General features: G+C 72.3%; 15 protein-coding genes. 9 read left to right on the plus strand and 6 right to left on the minus strand.

Features of this window, described 5'->3' with window-relative positions; genetic code table 11:
- Nucleotides 1-4: 4 nt before the first annotated feature.
- Genes ACGF5C_RS06115 through ACGF5C_RS06150 form a run of 8 tightly spaced genes read left to right on the plus strand, consistent with a single transcriptional unit; the run spans nucleotide 5 to nucleotide 7,326 of the window.
- A complete protein-coding gene (locus ACGF5C_RS06115) occupies nucleotides 5-1,180 on the plus strand; it encodes an ABC transporter ATP-binding protein (RefSeq protein WP_393297633.1) in 1,176 nt (391 codons plus the stop codon).
- Nucleotides 1,177-2,088 carry an ABC transporter permease gene (locus ACGF5C_RS06120; protein ID WP_393297164.1) on the plus strand — a complete coding sequence of 304 codons (912 nt, stop codon included), beginning with the start codon at nucleotides 1,177-1,179 and terminating at the stop codon, nucleotides 2,086-2,088. The genes ACGF5C_RS06115 and ACGF5C_RS06120 overlap by 4 nt, the downstream gene beginning before the upstream one ends.
- Nucleotides 2,085-2,894 (plus strand): ABC transporter permease, encoded by an 810-nt coding sequence (locus ACGF5C_RS06125; RefSeq protein WP_393297166.1) that lies wholly within the window; start codon nucleotides 2,085-2,087, stop codon nucleotides 2,892-2,894. The genes ACGF5C_RS06120 and ACGF5C_RS06125 overlap by 4 nt, the downstream gene beginning before the upstream one ends.
- Nucleotides 2,891-4,351, plus strand: a complete 1,461-nt coding sequence (locus tag ACGF5C_RS06130; RefSeq protein ID WP_393297168.1) for an NAD(P)/FAD-dependent oxidoreductase — start codon at nucleotides 2,891-2,893, stop codon at nucleotides 4,349-4,351. Before ACGF5C_RS06125 ends, ACGF5C_RS06130 begins: the two co-directional genes overlap by 4 nt.
- On the plus strand, nucleotides 4,351-5,553 hold the full coding sequence (locus ACGF5C_RS06135; RefSeq protein WP_393297170.1) for a saccharopine dehydrogenase C-terminal domain-containing protein: 1,203 nt from the start codon (nucleotides 4,351-4,353) through the stop codon (nucleotides 5,551-5,553). Before ACGF5C_RS06130 ends, ACGF5C_RS06135 begins: the two co-directional genes overlap by 1 nt.
- Nucleotides 5,550-6,563: an agmatinase gene (speB, locus tag ACGF5C_RS06140; RefSeq protein WP_393297172.1), complete on the plus strand. Its 1,014-nt coding sequence runs from the start codon at nucleotides 5,550-5,552 to the stop codon at nucleotides 6,561-6,563. The genes ACGF5C_RS06135 and speB overlap by 4 nt, the downstream gene beginning before the upstream one ends.
- A 59-nt stretch (nucleotides 6,564-6,622) precedes the next feature.
- Entirely contained in the window at nucleotides 6,623-7,018 is a 396-nt protein-coding gene (locus ACGF5C_RS06145) for a type II toxin-antitoxin system RelE/ParE family toxin (RefSeq protein WP_393297174.1), read from the plus strand.
- Nucleotides 7,015-7,326: a helix-turn-helix domain-containing protein gene (locus ACGF5C_RS06150; RefSeq protein ID WP_393297176.1), complete on the plus strand. Its 312-nt coding sequence runs from the start codon at nucleotides 7,015-7,017 to the stop codon at nucleotides 7,324-7,326. Before ACGF5C_RS06145 ends, ACGF5C_RS06150 begins: the two co-directional genes overlap by 4 nt.
- Nucleotides 7,327-7,409: 83 nt before the next feature.
- Here the strand turns inward: ACGF5C_RS06150 and ACGF5C_RS06155 are convergent, their stop codons facing one another.
- The 5 genes from ACGF5C_RS06155 to ACGF5C_RS06175 all read right to left on the minus strand — a co-directional run bounded on the left by ACGF5C_RS06155 (nucleotide 7,410) and on the right by ACGF5C_RS06175 (nucleotide 13,588).
- The gene (locus ACGF5C_RS06155) at nucleotides 7,410-7,844 is read right to left on the minus strand and encodes a DUF6299 family protein (protein ID WP_393297178.1); all 435 of its coding nucleotides are present in this window, start codon (nucleotides 7,842-7,844) and stop codon (nucleotides 7,410-7,412) included.
- Between the two features lie 238 nt (nucleotides 7,845-8,082).
- Entirely contained in the window at nucleotides 8,083-8,904 is an 822-nt protein-coding gene (locus ACGF5C_RS06160) for an NAD(P)H-binding protein (protein ID WP_393297180.1), read from the minus strand.
- A 206-nt stretch (nucleotides 8,905-9,110) separates the two neighbouring features.
- On the minus strand, nucleotides 9,111-10,688 hold the full coding sequence (locus tag ACGF5C_RS06165) for a S8 family serine peptidase (RefSeq protein WP_393297182.1): 1,578 nt from the start codon (nucleotides 10,686-10,688) through the stop codon (nucleotides 9,111-9,113).
- Between the two features lie 183 nt (nucleotides 10,689-10,871).
- Complete coding sequence (gabT, locus tag ACGF5C_RS06170; RefSeq protein WP_393297184.1) at nucleotides 10,872-12,146, minus strand: 4-aminobutyrate--2-oxoglutarate transaminase; 1,275 nt, start codon at nucleotides 12,144-12,146, stop codon at nucleotides 10,872-10,874.
- A gap of 5 nt (nucleotides 12,147-12,151) precedes the next feature.
- Nucleotides 12,152-13,588 carry a gamma-aminobutyraldehyde dehydrogenase gene (locus ACGF5C_RS06175; RefSeq protein ID WP_393297186.1) on the minus strand — a complete coding sequence of 479 codons (1,437 nt, stop codon included), beginning with the start codon at nucleotides 13,586-13,588 and terminating at the stop codon, nucleotides 12,152-12,154.
- A gap of 135 nt (nucleotides 13,589-13,723) precedes the next feature.
- Here ACGF5C_RS06175 and ACGF5C_RS06180 point away from each other — a divergent pair, with 135 nt between their 5' ends.
- On the plus strand, nucleotides 13,724-15,163 hold the full coding sequence (locus ACGF5C_RS06180; RefSeq protein WP_393297188.1) for an aldehyde dehydrogenase family protein: 1,440 nt from the start codon (nucleotides 13,724-13,726) through the stop codon (nucleotides 15,161-15,163).
- Between the two features lies 1 nt (nucleotide 15,164).
- Here the strand turns inward: ACGF5C_RS06180 and ACGF5C_RS06185 are convergent, their stop codons facing one another.
- Nucleotides 15,165-16,397: an SUKH-3 domain-containing protein gene (locus ACGF5C_RS06185; protein ID WP_393297190.1), complete on the minus strand. Its 1,233-nt coding sequence runs from the start codon at nucleotides 16,395-16,397 to the stop codon at nucleotides 15,165-15,167.
- Nucleotides 16,398-16,425 lie beyond the last annotated feature (28 nt).

Consider the following 16,425-nt stretch of genomic DNA (forward strand, 5'->3'; position numbering starts at 1 on the left):
CGGCATGGGCGGCATGGGCGGGGCGACTGTGGGGCGCGAGACACCGGCCGGCGACCTGCGGCTGGCCAACCTCACCAAGCGGTTCGGCATCTTCACCGCCGTGGACGACCTCAGCCTGACCGTCCCGCAGGGCTCGTTCTTCGCCCTGCTCGGGGCGTCCGGCTGCGGCAAGACCACCACCCTGCGGATGATCGCCGGGCTGGAGGAGCCGACCAGCGGGCAGGTGCTGCTCGGCGACCGGGACATCGCCCGGCTGCGCCCGTACAAGCGGCCGGTGAACACGGTGTTCCAGAGCTACGCGCTCTTCCCGCACCTGAACGTCTTCGAGAACGTGGCCTTCGGGCTGCGGCGGCGCGGCATCCGATCGGTCGACGACCAGGTCATGGGCATGCTCGCGCTGGTGCAGCTCGACGACTACGGCCACCGCCGTCCCGCCCAGCTCTCCGGCGGGCAGCAGCAGCGGGTCGCCCTGGCCCGCGCCCTGGTCAACCGCCCGCAGGTGCTGCTGCTCGACGAGCCGCTGGGCGCGCTCGACCTGAAGCTGCGCCGGCAGATGCAGATCGAGCTGAAGCGGATCCAGACCGAGGTCGGCATCACGTTCGTGCACGTCACCCACGACCAGGAGGAGGCCATGACGATGGCCGACACGGTCGCGGTGATGAACGCCGGGAAGATCGAGCAGCTCGGCGCACCCGCCGACATCTACGAGTTCCCGGCCACCGCGTTCGTGGCGAACTTCCTCGGCCAGTCCAACCTGCTCGCCGGCGAGGCCGCCGGCCCGGGCGGCGGCGAGGTGGCGGTCTCGGCGCACGGCAACCGCTTCTCGGTGCCCGCCGGCCGGGCCCGGGTCGACCGGGGGCCGGTCCACCTGGGCGTACGCCCGGAGAAGCTGCACCTGGTCGACTCCGTCGACCAGGTTCCCGCCGGGCACCAGCACGTCAGCGGGTTGGTCACCGACGCCTCCTACGTCGGGGTCAGCACCCAGTACCTGCTGCGCACCGGCTGGGGCAGCGAGCTGTCGGTCTTCGTGGCCAACAGCGGCGTGACCGGCCCGCTGGCGGTGGGCAGCGAGGCGGTGGCGCACTGGGACCCGCGGCACGCCTTCCTGCTGCCCCGGGCGCCCGGCGAGCACGACCGGACCACGCCGGTCCTGGACGAGCCGGTGGGTGCGTCCTCGTGACCGCCCTCGCACACATGCCCGGTTCGGGACGGTCGGCGGCGCCCCCGCCAACCCGCCGGTCCGGTCGGCACCGGTTCCTGCCGTACCTCCTCCTGCTGCCCGGCGCGGCGTGGCTGTTCCTCTTCTTCGCCGTGCCGCTGTTCCAGCTCGCCGCCGCCAGCCTCTACGACCCCGCCGGCTCGCTCGCCACCGGGTACGCGCTGACCTGGGCGGTCGGCAACTACCCGGACGCGCTCGCGGCGTACTGGCCGCAGTTCACCCGGTCCTTCGGCTACGCCGGCATCGCGCTGGTGCTGGCGCTGCTGATGGGCTACCCGCTGGCGTACGCGATCGCGCAGAAGGCCGGCCGGTGGAAGAACCTGCTGCTGGTCTGCGTGGTCGCGCCGATGTTCACCAGCTTCCTGGTGCGCACGCTGGCCTGGAAGACGATCCTGTCCGACAACGGCTGGGTCGTCGGGCTGCTGCGCGACGTGCACCTGCTCGCCCCCGACGGCCGGCTGCTGGCCACCCCGGTCGCGGTGGTGCTCGGCCTCACGTACAACTTCCTGCCCTTCCTGGTGCTGCCGCTGTACGCGAGCCTGGAGCGGCTGGACCACCGGCTGCTGGAGGCGGCGAGCGACCTCTACGCCAGCCCGCTGCGGGTGTTCCGCCGGGTCACGCTGCCGCTGTCCATGCCGGGCCTGGTCGCCGGCACGCTGCTGTTCTTCATCCCGGCCAGCGGCGACTACATCAACGCCGAACTGCTCGGCACCCCCAACGAGTACATGATCGGCAACGTCATCGACTCGGCGTTCCTGGTCCGGCTGGACTATCCGCAGGGCGCGGCGCTGTCCTTCCTGCTGATGGCGGCGATCCTCGCGGTCGTCTTCGTCTACCTGCGCCGGGCCGGCACGGAGGAGGTGTTGTGACCGTGGGGCACCGCATCGGTCGCTGGCTCGCCGAGCGCTGGGTGATGGGCGTGGCGCTGCTGGTGCTCGGCTACCTCTTCCTGCCGATCGCCGTGGTCGCCGCCCTGTCCTTCAACCGCCCGTCCAGCCGCCTGTCGTACGACTTCCACGAGTTCACCCTCGACAACTGGCGCAACCCGTGCGTCACCTCCGACATGTGCGACGCGGTGGTGCGCAGCGTCCAGATCGGCTTCATCTCCACCGTGGTCGCCACGGTGCTCGGCACCCTGATGGCGTTCGCGCTGGTGCGGCACCGGTTCCGCGGCCGGTCCGGGATCAACGTGCTGATCTTCCTGCCGATGGCCACCCCCGAGCTGGTGATGGGCACCTCGCTGCTCGCCCTCTTCGTCTCCGCCGGGGTGCCGCAGGGCTTCTGGACCATCGTCATCGCGCACGTCATGTTCTGCGTGTCGTTTGTGGTGGTCACCGTCAAGGCGCGGCTGGCCGGGATGGACTCCCGACTGGAGGAGGCCGCGATGGACCTCTACGCCAGCGAGTGGCAGACCTTCCGGCGGATCACCCTGCCGCTGGTGCTGCCCGGCATCGTGGCCGCCGCGCTGCTGGCGTTCTCGCTGTCGTTCGACGACTTCATCGTCACGAACTTCAACGCCGGCACCACCGTCACGTTCCCCATGTACGTCTGGGGCGCCGCCCAGCGGGGCATCCCGCCGCAGGTCAACGTCATCGGCACGGCGATGTTCGTGGTCGCGCTGCTGCTGGTGCTCGCCAGCACCCTGCGGGGCCGGCGGGCGAAGCGGCTGCCATGACGCCCCCGCCCGCCGGCCGGGCGCTCGCCGACGCGGCGCCCGTGCCGTACTGGCTGGACCGCCCGGAACGCCCCGACCCGCTGCCGCCGCTGCACGGCGGCACCGACACCGACCTGCTGGTCGTGGGCGGCGGCTACAGCGGCCTCTGGACGGCGCTGCTCGCCAAGTCCGACGACCCCGGCCGGGACGTGCTGCTGGTGGAGGCGGGCACCTGCGGCTGGGCGGCGTCCGGGCGCAACGGCGGGTTCTGCGCCGCCTCGCTGACCCACGGCCTGGCCAACGGCGTCGAACGCTTCCCCGACGAGATCGGCGCGCTGGACCGGCTCGGCCGGGACAACCTGGACGCCATCGCCGACACCGTGGCCGCGTACGGCATCGACTGCGAGTTCGAGCGCACCGGCGAGCTGTCCGTGGCGGTCGAGCCCCACCAGCTCGACGGGCTGGCCGCCGACGTCGACCTGGCCCGCCGGTTCGGCCACGACGTGCGGCTGCTCGACCGCGACGAGGTACGCGCCGAGGTGGACTCGCCGACGTACCTCGGCGGGCTGTGGGACCGCGACCGGGTGGCGATGCTCGACCCGGCGAAGCTGGCCTGGGGCCTGCGCCGCGCCTGCCTCGACCTCGGCGTGCGGATCCACGAGCACACCCGGGTCACCGGGCTGCGCCGCGACGGGGCCGCGCTGCGCGCCACCACCCGCGGTGGACCGTCCGACGCGCCCGGGGCCGACGACCCGGGACCGGGCGGCCACGGCACCCCCGGCTCGGTGCGCGCCCGCCGGGTGGTCCTCGCCACCAACGCGTTCCCGCCGCTGCTGCGCCGGCTGCGGGCCTGGCTGGTGCCGGTCTACGACTACGCGCTGACGACCGAGCCGTTGACCGCCGCGCAACGCGAATCGATCGGCTGGCGCAACCGGCAGGGGCTCGCCGACACCGGCAACCAGTTCCACTACTACCGGCTCACCGGCGACGGGCGGATCCTCTTCGGCGGCTACGACGCCGTCTACCACTACGGCAACCGGATGGCCCCCGAACTGGCCCAACGGCCGGCCACCTTCACCGCCCTCGCCCAGCACTTCTTCGCCACGTTCCCGCAGCTCGCCGACGTGCGCTTCAGCCACCGCTGGGGCGGCGTCATCGACACCTGCACCCGGTTCTGCCCGTTCTTCGGCACCGCGTACGACGGCCGGCTGGCGTACGCGGCCGGCTACACCGGCCTCGGCGTCGGCGCGACCCGGTTCGGCGCCCGCGTGGTGCTCGACCTGCTGGGCGGCGGGCAGACCCCGCTGACCCGGCTCGACCTGGTGCGCAGCAAGCCGCTGCCGTTCCCGCCGGAGCCGTTGCGGGCCACCGGCATCCACCTCACCCGCTGGTCCCTGGCCCGGGCCGACGCGCGGGCGGGACAGCGCAACCTCTGGCTCCGTACGCTCGATCGTCTTGGTTTGGGGTTTGATTCCTGATGCGGATCCTGCTCGTCGGCGCCGGTGGCGTCGGCTCCGCCGCAGTCGCCATCGCCGCCCGCCGATCCTTCTTCGAGACCATGGTTGTCGCCGACCGCGACCCCGCCCGCGCGGCGCGGGCCGTGGCCGGCCACGGTGACCGGTTCGTCGCCGCCGCCGTCGACGCCTCGTCGGCGGACGCGGTCGCCGCGCTGTGCCGCGAGCACCGGATCACCCACGTGCTCAACGCGGTCGACCCGCGCTTCGTCATGCCGATCTTCGACGGGGCGTTCGCGGCCGGCGCGGACTACCTCGACATGGCCATGTCGCTGTCCCGGCCGCACCCCGACCGGCCGTACGCCGAGACCGGCGTCAAGCTCGGCGACGACCAGTTCGCCACCGCCGACCGCTGGTCGGCCGCCGGCCGGCTGGCGCTGTGCGGCATCGGCGTCGAGCCGGGACTGTCGGACGTCTTCGCCCGCTACGCCGCCGACGAGCTGTTCGCCGAGATCGACGAGATCGGGGTACGCGACGGCGGCAACCTCACCGTCGACGGCTACGACTTCGCGCCGTCGTTCTCCATCTGGACCACCATCGAGGAGTGCCTCAACCCGCCGGTGATCTGGGAGGCCGGCCGCGGCTGGTACACGACCCCGCCGTTCTCTGAGCCGGAGGTGTTCGACTTCCCCGAGGGCATCGGCCCGGTCGAGTGCGTCAACGTCGAGCACGAGGAGGTGCTGCTGATCCCGCGCTGGGTCGCGGCGAAGCGGGTCACCTTCAAGTACGGCCTCGGCAACGAGTTCATCGAGGTCCTCAGGACCCTGCACAAGCTCGGCCTCGACGCGGCCTCCCCGGTGCGGGTGAGCGGCGTGACCGTCGCGCCCCGCGACGTCGTGGCGGCCTGCCTGCCCGACCCGGCGACCCTGGGCGACCGGATGCGCGGCAAGACCTGCGCCGGCACCTGGGTGCGCGGCACGGCGCCCGACGGCCGCCCGCGCGAGGTCTACCTCTACCACGTGGTCGACAACGAGTGGTCCATGGCCGAGTACGGTCACCAGGCCGTCGTCTGGCAGACCGCCGTGAACCCCGTCGTCGCCCTGGAACTGCTCGCCACCGGCGCGTGGTCCGGGTCGGGGGTGATCGGCCCGGAGGCGCTGCCCCCGCGCCCCTTCCTCGATCTGCTCGCCGGCTACGGCTCACCATGGGGGATGCAGGAGCGATGACCCGCTACGGCCCGATGTTCGGCCCCGACGTCACCTTCCTCGGCGTCGACCGCTGCACCCTCGACGACCCGTCGTCCTTCGCCGACGCCGACGTCGTGATCGTCGGCGCGCCCTTCGACGGCGGCACCTCGCACCGGCCGGGCACCCGGTTCGGCCCGTCCGCCATCCGGCAGGCCTGCTACCTGCCGCACGACGGCTCCCGCCCGTCCCTCGCGCTGCGCGTCGACGCGCTGCGCGACCTGCGGGTGTACGACGCCGGCGACGTCGAGATGTTCTCCGGCGACATCGAGCGGTCCCTGGCCGCCCTGGAGTCGGCGGTCTTCGCGGTGGCGCGGGCCGGCGCGATCCCGGTCGTGCTCGGCGGAGACCACTCCATCGCGCTGCCCGACGCGACCGGCGTCGCCCGCCACCACGGGCCGGGCCGGGTGTCGCTGGTGCACTTCGACGCGCACGCCGACACCGGGGACATCGAGTTCGGCAGCCTGCACGGGCACGGACAGCCGATGCGCCGGCTCATCGAGTCCGGTGCCGTACGCGGCGACCGGTTCCTCCAGATCGGCCTGCGGGGCTACTGGCCCGGCCCTGCCGTGCTGTCCTGGATGGCGGAGCAGCGGATGCGGTCGTACGAGATGACCGAGCTGGTCGCCAGGGGCCTGGACGAGTGCCTGACCGAGGCGTTCACCATCGCCACCGACGAGTGCGAGGGGGTCTTCCTCTCCGTCGACGTGGACGTGGTCGACCCGGGCATGGCACCCGGCACGGGCACCCCGGAGCCCGGCGGCCTGACCTCCCGGCAACTGCTCGACGCGGTGCGGCGCTGCTGCTACGAGCTGCCCGTCGTCGGCGTCGACGTGGTCGAGGTCGCCCCGCCGTACGACCACGCCGACATCACCGCGTACCTGGGCAACCGCGTGGTGCTCGAGGCGCTGTCGGCCATCGCCCGCCGCCGCCGCGACGCCGCCGGCCACCCGCCGTGGACCCCGACCCAACCCCTCCTCGACTCCCGCTGATCGGAGATCACCTCGTTCGGGCGCTAGGGAGCCTGTTTAGTTCGAGCTATAGTTACGTCATGGGCGGTGCGACCGGGGGACGTTGGTCCGTGCGGGTCACCGGCGAGGTCCGGCAGTGGCTCCGGGAGCTGCGGCATACCGATCCGGACACGTACCGGAGCGTGAGCGTGGCCGTCGACATGCTCGCGGAGGTCGGGCCCGGGCTGGGGCGTCCGCTGGTCGGCACGCTGCGGGGCAGTGCCATCAGTAATCTCAAAGAGTTGCGTCCCAGGTCAGGGCGGGACGTCGCGGTTCGGGTGCTGTTCGTCTTCGATCCCTGGTCCCAGGCCGTCCTGCTCGTGGCAGGCAACAAGGCGCACAACTGGACGCGCTGGTACCACGACAACATTCCACTGGCGGAGGTTGCCTACAAGGCTTGGCTCGACCATGAGAGCAGGCGAAGGGGGGAGTCGTGACCGAGTTCTACGACTGGGAAGACGTCCGTGACGAGCTTCGTGACGACGAGACGGAGCACGAGAGGGAGCGGGCGCGTACCGAAGCGTGGGTGAGCGCGTTCCACCTGGCCGAGGAGCGTAAGCGGCTGGGGCTGACCCAGCGCCAGGTGGCCGAACTGATGGGCGTCACCCCGGGACGGGTCAGTCAGATCGAGAACGGTGACCTCGATGTCAACGAGGTCGCCACGCTGAGCCGCTACGCCGCAGCCCTGGGCGCTCGGCTCCGCATCATCTTCGACTACGGCAACGACCTGCGGCAGATCGCCTGACCGCCCGCCTCCGACCCGAGGGCGCCGGATCCCCCGGGCGGATGACCCGGGGGACCGGTGTGCGTGCGGACGTCGCCTCAGGATCAGGCGCCGCCACTGAGTCGTACCGGCTCCGTGGTCTCGGCAACGGCGGTGGTGTCGACGACGAGCCGGGCGCTGGCGGTGGCCTGGCCGCCACGGAACGCGCCGTTGCTGGCCGGGATCATCGCCGTCCACGTGCCGGAGCTGGTGTCGTCGGTGCACTCCGGGATCTCGGTGAAGGCCGAGCCGGTCACCGTGGATACCCGACCGACGCGCTGACTGAGGTTGATCTCGATGAAGGCGAAGCCCCTCGCGTCGCCGCAGTCGTAGGTGCCGCTGATGGTGGCGGTGCCCGACTGGGCGTCGAAGGTGCCGACCGGGTCGACCGTGATCGGCGCGCTCTGGGCGAGTGCGGCGCCCGGCGCGACGCCGAGCGTCGCCGCGGTGGCGAGGCACGCAACGAGGGCGAGTCTCCCGAGTTGTTTGACGGATCGCATCTCCTGCCTCCTGTCCGTCTGCGCTGGTCAGTGCCCTTTACCGGCCCCTCCGCCAGCCATTGCACCACCGTTTGCAGATCAGGAGGTGGCCGGATTTCGGACACAGTGAGCACCGCAGATGGGTGACCACGCTTGCGGGGTCGTTCCCTGCCTCGTTGGGTGATATGCCGGTGAGGCGGGAATGTGCCTCACCGGCATATCGGCTCACGGTGGCGTGCGCGCCAGACATGGCGGGCGGTCAGCGGAAGGCTGCGGCGTGGATGTGGGCCCAGGTGGCGAAGGGGCGGGGTGGGCGGCCGAGCAACCGCTCGACGGTGTCGGTGACCGTGTACGCCACCGGGGGCGGGTTGCCCTGCCAGGACGCGAGCAGGTCGACCAGCTCGTCGTCGTAGCCCGCCTGCCGCCACCGGTCGCGGGCCTGCTGCTCGGTCAGCTCGACGAAGCGCAGCTCGCGGCCGATCGCGGCGGCGATGGTGGCGAGCCGCTGTCTCGGGGTGAGCGCCTCCGGGCCGGTGAGCGTGTAGACCTGCCCGGCGTGCCCGTCGCCGGTGAGCACCTCGGCCGCGACCGCGCCCACGTCGGCCTCGTCGACGACTGCGGCACGGACGTCGCCGAAGGGCTCCCGCACCTCGCCCGTGGCGCGGATCGACTCCGCCCAGCCGAGGGTGTTGCTCATGAAGTCGACCGCCTGGAGCATCGTCCACTCCGTACCGCCAGCGCGGACGGCGTCCTCCACCGGGCCGGGCTTGCCGTTCCACAGCACGGCGATTCGCCGGACGCCGGCCTTCTCCGCCATTTCCACGATCTCCGGGCCCGTGCGCAGCGTGGCGTAGTCGTCGCCGCCGGTGGTGAGCAGGTGTACGCCGACGACGCCGTCCAGGGCCGCCGGGAGGGTGGCCGGATCGGTCAGGTCGCCGGCGACCACCTCCACCTCGGGCGGCAGGCCGGCGGCCCGGGCGGGTTCCCTGGTCAGGGCCCGTACGGGCACCCCACGGGCCAGTAGCTCGGACACCACGTGCCGGCCCACCCTGCCGGTCGCGCCGGTCACCAGATACGTCACGAAACCCTCCTTTGTCCGGTGACCACGACGCTAGGAGCTCAACCCGACTTGAGGTCAAGATCTGCTGCGGCGGTGCCTCGCCGCGCGGCGGAGAAGGGTCCCCCGCCGCGACGGGAAGGCCCCTTGTCGGGACGGAGAAGGCTCCTCGCCGCGGTGGCGAGGAGCCTTCCGTGCTGGCGGCCAGCCGGGGCCGTCCCACCCGAGACCTAGAGGGTCAGGGTCCAGGTGTCGATGTAGCCGGTGTCGCCGCCGGCGGCGTCCTGGACGCGCAGGGTCCAGTTGCCGTTACGGGTCTCCGAGGAGAGGTTGACGGTGTAGGTCTGGTTGATGTTGTCGGCGGAGCTGCCGCTGCGGTTGTGCAGGGTGTAGGCGCTGCCGTCGGGGGCGACGAGGCTGACGACCAGGTCCCCGATGTAGGTGTGCACGATCTGCACCGCGACCTTGCTGCTGGACGAGGCGGTGCCGGTGCAGCCGCTGATCGCGACGGTGCTGGTGACCGTCGCGTTGTCACCGACGGTCACGTTGGTGCCGTTGGTCTGGGTGCAGCCGGTGGTCGGCGGGGGCGTGGTGCCGCCGTCGCCGAGGTTGAGCAGCTTGTTGGGCGAGCCGGTGCCGGGGCTGGTCACCACGTTGCTGGTGGCGTCGGCGACGAGCTTGTCGCGTACCTGCTGCGGGGTGAACGACGGGTTGGCGGCGAGCACGAGCGCGGCGGCGCCGACGACGTGCGGGGTCGCCATCGAGGTGCCGCTGATGGTGTTCGTGGCGGTGTTGCTGGTGTGCCAGGCCGAGGTGATCGAGCTGCCGGGGGCGAAGATGTCCAGGCAGGTGCCGATGTTGGAGAATGACGAGCGGGCGTCGGTGTTGGTGGTCGAGCCGACGGTGATCCCGGCGGGGGTGCTGGCCGGCGAGCTGTCGCAGGCGTCGGCCCCGTAGTCGTTTCCGGCCGCGAGGCCGTAGCTGACGCCGTCGGCGATGGAACGGGCCACCGCGTCGTTGAGGGCCTGGCTGAAGCCGCCGCCGAGGCTCATGTTGGCCACCGCGAGCTGGCCGGCGGCGTGGTCGCCGGTCACCCAGTCGACGCCCTGGATGACGCCGGCGTCGGTGCCGCTGCCCTGGCAGTCGAGCACCCGGACGCCGACGAGGGTGACGCCCTTGGCCACGCCGTAGGCGCTGCCGCCGACCGTGCCGGCCACGTGGGTCCCGTGCCCGTTGCAGTCGTCGGCGCTGCCGCCGTCGATCGAGTCGAACCCGGTGACGGCCCGGCCGCCGAAGTCGCCGTGGCCGAACCGGATGCCGGTGTCGATGATGTACGCCTTCACGCCCGAGCCGGTGTTCGGGTAGGTGTACGAGTTGTTCAGCGGCAGCGCGCGCTGGTCGAGCCGGTCCAGGCCCCAGGACGGGGTGGGGCTCTGCGTACCGCTGATCCGCACGGTGTGGTTCTGCTGGACGTAGCTGATCGACGGGTCGGCGGCGAGCCGCTTGGCCTCGGCCTCGGACATCCGGGCCTCGAACCCGCGCAGCGCGTTCTGGTACGTCCGGTTGACCGCGCCGCCGTGCCGGCCGGCGAGGTCGCGCGCCCGCTTCGTGACGTCGCTCCGCCCCACGGTGGCGTCCTTGAACACGACGATGTACGACTCGTCGACGGCGGTGGGGCCGCCTGCCAGGAGGATCTGCCCCTCGGCGGGGGCGGCCGTCGCGGGTGCGCCGAACGCCACGGCGGTGGCGACGGCGGCGGTCATCACGCCGAGGCGCCAGCGGCGCGCGGCAAGGTGGGGAAGTGTCATCCCTCGGGTGTTCCTCTCGCTCCACGACGGCGGGTCCCGCCATCGATCACAATTGATCAAAGTGAGCAAGAGCGTAGAGCGTCCGTAGAGAAATGTGTAGATCTTTCGATATCTGGCAACGAAGCGTAAACAAAGATAGGGGTGCGCCGGCGCCCGGCGGGCCGCCAGCTGCGGAAAGCCTCGTCAGCTGCGGAAAGCCTCGTCCAGGATGTCCAACCCCCGGCGCAACTCTGTGTCGGAGATCACCAGCGGCGGCAGGAAGCGCAGCACGTTGCCGTACGTGCCGCAGGTCAGGGTGAGCAGGCCGGCGGCGTGACAGGCCGCCGAGACCGCCGCCGTGGCGACCGGGTCGGGCGTCAGGGTGCCAGGCCGGACGATCTCCACGGCGAGCATCGCGCCCCGGCCGCGTACCTCGGCGATGCGGGGATCCCGGTCCGCCACGGCTCGCAGGCGCGCCGTCATCGCCGCGCCGATCCGGCGGGCCGCCCCCGTCAGGTCCAGCTCGTGCATGGTCGCGATCGACGCGAGCGCCGCCGCGCAGGCGACCGGATTCCCGCCGTACGTGCCGCCGAGCCCGCCGACGTGCACCGCGTCCATCAGGTCGGCCCGGCCGGTGACCGCGGCCAGCGGCAGGCCGCCGGCGATGCCCTTGGCCAGGGTGACCAGGTCCGGCTCCACGCCCTCGTGCTGGCAGGCGAACCAGTCGCCCGTGCGGCAGAACCCGGTCTGGATCTCGTCGGCCACGAACACCACCCCGGCCGCCGTCGCCCACTCCCGCAGCGCCGGCAGGAACCCCGGCGCCGGTACGACGAACCCGCCCTCGCCCTGGATCGGTTCGATCAGCAGCGCGGCGACGTTCTCCGCGCCGACCTGCTTCTCGATCGTCTCGATCGCGCGGGCCGCGGCGGTCGACCCGTCCAGCCCGCCGTCGCGCAGCGGATACGACATCGGCACCCGGTAGACCTCCCCGGCGAACGGCCCGAACCGGTGCTTGTACGGCATGTTCTTCGCGGTCAGCGCCATGGTCAGGTTGGTCCGGCCGTGGTACGCGTGGTCGAACACCACCACCGCCGGCCGCCCGGTGGCGTGCCGGGCGATCTTCACGGCGTTCTCCACCGCCTCGGCACCCGAGTTGAACAGCGCGGACCGCTTGTCGAACGTGCCCGGGGTGAGCGCGTTGAGCTGCTCGCAGACCGCCACGTACGACTCGTAGGGGGCGACCATGAAGCAGGTGTGCGTGAAGCGCTCGACCTGCGCCCGTACCGCCTCGACCACGCGCGGCGCGGAGTTGCCGACGTTGGTGACCGCGATGCCGGCCGCGAAGTCGATCCATTCCCGGCCGTCGACGTCGACGATGGTGCCGCCCGAAGCGCGGTCCACGTAGGACGCGATGGTGCTGCCGACGCCGCGGGCCACGGCCGCGCCGCGCCGCTTGTGCAGTTCGTCCGAGGAGGCCATCGCGCTCAGCCCTCGATGTTGTGCATGACGTGCTTGATCCGGGTGTAGTCCTCCAGGCTGTAGACCGAGAGGTCCTTGCCGTGGCCGGAGTGCTTGAAGCCGCCGTGCGGCATCTCGGAGACGAACGGGATGTGCGTGTTCACCCAGACGCAGCCGAAGTCGAGCCGGCGGGTCATCCGCATCGCCCGGCCGTGGTCCTTCGTCCAGACCGAGGCCGACAGGCCGTAGTCGACGCCGTTGGCCCAGCGCACGGCCTCGTCCTCGTCGGAGAACCGCTGCACGGTGATGACCGGCCCGAACACCTCGTCCTGGATGATCTCGTCGGACTGGCGCAGCCCGCTGACGACGGTCGGGGCGTAGAAGTAGCCGCGCTCGCCGAGGCGCGAGCCGCCGGTCCGGAGGTCGGCGTGGTCGGGAAGCCGGTCGACGAAGCCGCTGACCCGGGAGAGCTGGTTGGCGTTGTTGAGCGGGCCGTAGAGCACGTCCGCGTCGTCCGGCGCGCCGGTCTTCGTGTTGCGGGCCTGCTCGGCCAGCGCCGCCACGAAGTCGTCGTGGACGCCGGGGCCGGCGAGCACCCGCGTCGCCGCCGTGCAGTCCTGCCCGGCGTTGAAGTAGCCGCCGACCGCGATCGCCTCGGCCGCCGCCGCCACGTCCGCGTCGTCGAAGACCACCACCGGGGCCTTGCCGCCCAGCTCCAGGTGGGTCCGCTTGAGGTCGGGGGCCGCGGCGGAGGCGACCTCCATGCCCGCGCGGGTCGAGCCGGTGATCGACACGAGCTGCGGGGTCGGGTGCGACACGAGCGTACGACCGGTGTCCCGGTCGCCGCAGACCACGTTGAACACCCCCGGCGGGAAGAACTCCGACGCGATCTCGGCCAGCAGGAGCGTCGACACCGGCGTGGTGTCCGACGGCTTGAGCACCACCGTGTTGCCGGCGGCCAGGGCCGGGGCGATCTTCCAGACCGCCATCATCAGCGGGTAGTTCCACGGGGTGACCTGCGCGCAGACGCCGATCGGCTCGCGCCGCACGTACGACGTGTGCCCCGCCATGTACTCGCCGGCCGAGCGACCCTCCAGCATCCGGGCCGTCCCGGCGAAGAAGCGGAACTGGTCGACCGCCGGCGGCAACTCCTCCTCGGCGGTGAGCTGACGCGGCTTGCCGGTGTTGCGTACCTCCGCGTCGACCAGCTCGGCGGCGCGGGCCTCGACCGCGTCGGCGAGCCGGAGCAGCGCCCTCTGCCGCTCGGCCGGGGTCGTGTCCCGCCAGGTCTCGAAGGCGTCGGCGGCGGCCCGCATCGCCGCCTCCACGTCCCCGGGCCCGGACACCGGGGCCTGCGCGAAGACCTCTCCGGTGCACGGGTCGACCAGGTCGGCGTAGCCGCCGTCGGTCGGCTCGACGTAGTCGCCGTTGACGAAGTTGCGCAGCTGCTGCTGGTCACTCATGACGGGCTCACTCCGAGAGGGGGCGGTCTGCGGCGGTTATCGCAATCTGACTGCCATCTTGGCCACTGAATTCGCGGCAGACAAGGGTTGACGCGACTGTTTCCGTGGAAGGGCTGGTCGTCTACGCTGCTCCACGTGGAGTCCGCAGCCTTCTACGTCGCCTCCCGCCCCGCCCACGGCGAGGGCGAGCTGACCGTCCACCACCCTTACGACGGGCGCGCCGTCGGTCGTACCACCCTCGCCACCGCCGCCCAGGTCGAAGCGGCCGTCACGGCAGCCGCGGCGGTGGCCGCGACGGCCGCGGCCCTGCCCGCGCACGCCCGCGCGGCGGCCCTGGACCACGTGTCCCGGCGGCTCGCCGAGCGGGCCGACGAGATCGCGCGGCTCATCACCGCCGAGAACGGCAAGCCGCTCAAGTGGGCGCGGGCCGAGGTGGGCCGGGCGGTCTCCACCTTCCGCTGGGCGGCCGAGGAGGCCCGACGGTTCTCCGGCGAGCTGCAACGCCTCGACACCGACCCCGCCGCCACCGGGCGGATCGCCCTGGTCCGGCGGGTGCCGAAGGGGCCGGTGCTCGGCATCGCGCCGTTCAACTTCCCGCTCAACCTCGTCGCGCACAAGGTCGCCCCGGCGATCGCGGTCGGCGCCCCGATCGTCGTCAAGCCCGCCCCCGCCACCCCGCTGTCCGCGCTGCTGCTGGGCGAGCTGCTCGCCGAGACCGACCTGCCGGAGGGCATGTTCTCGGTGCTGCCGCTGCCCAACGAGCGCGCCGCCGAGCTGGTCGCCGACCCCCGGCTGCCGGTGGTGTCGTTCACCGGCTCCGGGCCGGTCGGCGCGGCGATCCGCCGGTCCGTGCCCGACAAGCACGTCACCCTCGAGCTGGGCGGCAACGCCGCCGCCGTGATCTGCGAGGACTGGAACACCGACGAGGACCTGACCTTCGCCGCGCACCGCATAGCGACGTTCTCCAACTACCAGGCCGGGCAGTCGTGCATCGCCGTGCAGCGGGTCTACGTGCACGAATGGCTCTACGACGCGTTCCTGCCCCGGCTGGTCGCGGCCGTCCAGGAGCTGCGCACGGGCGACCCGTCCGACGAGCTGACCGACGTGGGCCCGCTGGTGTCCGAGGAGGCCGCCCGCCGCGTCGAGGCGTGGGTGGACGAGGCGGCCACGGCCGGCGCCACCATCGAGGTGGGCGGCCGGCGCGAGGGCGCCACCTACCCGCCGACCGTGCTCACCGGGGTGCCGGCGGACGCCAGGGTCTGCGCCGAGGAGGTCTTCGGGCCGGTGCTGGTGGTCGCGCCCGTCGAGCACGACCAGGCCGCGTTCGCCGCCGTCAACGACTCGGCGTACGGGTTGCAGGCGGGCGTCTTCACCCATCGCCTGGATGTCGCCTTCGCCGCGCATCGCGCCCTGGAGGTCGGCGGGGTGATCGTCGGCGACGTGCCGTCGTACCGGGCCGACCAGATGCCGTACGGCGGGGTCAAGGGCAGCGGCGTCGGGCGCGAGGGACTGCGCAGCGCGATGGAGGACTACACCGACCCGCGCGTCATGGTGCTGACCGGAATGACGTTGTAGCTCACCAGGTGCCGTCGTCGCGGACGCGGGCCGGGGCGCGGCCGAGCAGCAGGGTGGTCAGCGCGGCGTCGACGTCCGCGCCGAGGAACCACTCGCCGGCCTGGTCCAACGCGAACACCCGACCCCGCTCGTCGACAGCGAGGATGCTGTCACCGTGCTCGGACCCCATGGGGAAGAGCCGCACCCCGAGGACGGCGGCGAAGTCGGCCAGCGTGTCGGCCGAGTGCGCGCTCCGGAGTGGATTGGTCGTGAACCGACTGATCCACACCTCCTCGCCGGGGCCCCGGCGACTGCTCACGACGGCGGGGAAGGCGGTCAGCGCCCGCTCCGCCGCCGGAAACGGCTCGTGGCGGTGTCGCTGGCCGGTGACCTCGCATGTCTCGCGGATAGCCCCGGCGGCCAGGGCCGGATTGAACTCGCTGTCCTCCCAGCCGGCCTCCATCAACGCGTCCGCGACCGCGGGTGGAAAGCGGTCTGGATGATGCGGGCGCTGTGGCTCCGGATGCCATTCGGCGGTGAAGGCCAGCTCCGACCAGGGCAACACGTTGAAGTGCACCAGGAAGTTGAGACACGAGTCGCAGGCACGCTCGGCCCTGCCGCCGTACGGGTCGCCCGGCTCGCGCACCCGGAAGACCTCGAACCGGGCGGCGCCCAGCAGCGTCTCCGCGTCGGCCATGCCCAGTGGGGCGATGCCCTCGGCGGCGCGGCGCTGGTCGAAGTCGTGCAGGGCGTCCGAGACGACGATCAGCTCGGCGTGCCGGTCGCCGCCGCGCACCAGGTGGCCGGTGGGCAGCTCATCCAGGTAGGCGCGGACCAACGGGTGGTGGTGCAGCTCGACGTCGCCCTTGGCCCCCTGCGCGCGGAACAGCCGGCCCTCGACGGTCAGGTGCGCTGCCGTGCCGGGGGTCGGTAGCCGACGGATCTCGCGGAGCAGTTGGCTCGCCGGATCGACCGTGCGCGGCGCGCCGGGACCCTCCGCCCGGCTCGTGCGGTACATCTGCTCGACGATCTCCACCGGCACGCGTGGCCAGGTGGTCACCTCGCCGGTCTGCTTGTCCACCACGGTGGTCGGCAGCTCGCCCGGCACCGTCCTCGCATCGGCGGACACAGTGGACGTGATCACGTAACCGAGGTCGAACTCGTCGACCGTCGGGCGGCACTCGTGTCCCAGGCGCTGTGACTCGCGGCGGGCCCACACGGCGGCGAGTTGCTCGGCCTGCTGGCGATCGATCACGGGCTCGAAACTACCGGACCCCACGGAA

The organism is Micromonospora sp. NPDC047620 (assembly GCF_043205005.1).
In the GTDB taxonomy this organism is placed as follows: Bacteria; Actinomycetota; Actinomycetes; order Mycobacteriales; family Micromonosporaceae; genus Micromonospora.